The organism is Saccharothrix sp. ST-888, from assembly GCF_000955975.1.
Taxonomy (GTDB): domain Bacteria; phylum Actinomycetota; class Actinomycetes; order Streptomycetales; family Streptomycetaceae; genus Kitasatospora.
Genome location: NZ_JYJF01000290.1, coordinates 1 through 1085, shown reverse-complemented (window position 1 = coordinate 1085; position 1085 = coordinate 1). Strand labels below are relative to the sequence as shown.

The following is a 1085-nucleotide window of genomic DNA, read 5'->3' as shown; positions in this document are numbered from 1 at the left end:
GTTCCGCGCCAGCCAGCGGGCCACCTGCGCGCCCAGCGCACCCGTACCACCGGTCACCAGCACGGTCCCGGACGGGCGCCAGCCCTCCACCGGCGCCGCCCCCGAAGGCGCGTGCACCAGACGACGGACGAACACCCCCGACGCCCGCACGGCCAGCTGGTCCTCACCACCGGTTCCGGCGAGCACCCGGACCAGCCGGTCCATGGCACGCTCGTCCGCCTGCTCGGGGAGGTCCACCAGACCGCCCCAGCGTGCTGCGTCCTCCAGGGCGGCGACCCGGCCCAGACCCCAGACCAGCGACTGCGCCGGGTTCGACAGCCGCTCGGCGCGGTTCACCGCCACGGCACCGCGCGTGGCGGTCCAGACCGGGATCTCGAACCCGGCATCGGCCAGTGCCTGGAGCAGCACCACCGAGCCCGCCATACCGAACGGCACGGCCGGGTACGCGGCGCAACGCTGCTCGGCGAGTCCGAGCAGCGAGAGGACACCGGCGGCGCCCTCGGCGAGCTCGGCCCGCAGGCGCTCGGACAGCGCCTCCCGGTCCAGATCGGCCGAGTCGACCGGCAGCCGGCGGACGTCCGCGCCGTGCCGGGCGAGTGCCTCGGCCGCAGCCGCCACCCAGGGGGTGTCCTCGGCGTGCTCGGCCGGGACCACCAGCAGCCAGGTACCGGAGACAACAGGCACGGGGAGGTCCGCCAGCGGCTGCCAGCTGACGCGGTAGCGCCAGCCGTCCACCGTGGAGTGCTCACGGCGCTGCCGCCGCCACGAGGACAGCGCGGGCAGCACGGCACTCAGCGGCGCATCCCCGCCGAGATCGAGATCGAGCGAGCCGGCCAGCGCGCTCAGATCCTCGCTGTCGACGGCCGCCCAGAACTCAGCCTCCACCGGGTCGAGGGCGGTGTCGCGCCCGGCCGTGACCGGAGCCGTCGGTGCGTCCAGCCAGTAGCGGCGCCGCTGGAAGGCATACGTCGGCAGGTCGACCCGCTCGGCACCGGTGCCCGCGAAGGCCGCTGCCTGCCAGTCCACCGCGACACCGCGCACCCACGCCTCCGCGAACGAGGCCAGCACCCGACGGGCACCACCCT

1 pseudogene is annotated in these 1085 nt (G+C 75.6%); it reads right to left on the bottom strand.

Features of this window, described 5'->3' with window-relative positions:
• Positions 1-1068, bottom strand: a pseudogene (locus tag UK12_RS32685) (type I polyketide synthase); the annotation flags it as partial.
• Between the last annotated feature and the right edge of the window lie 17 nt (positions 1069-1085).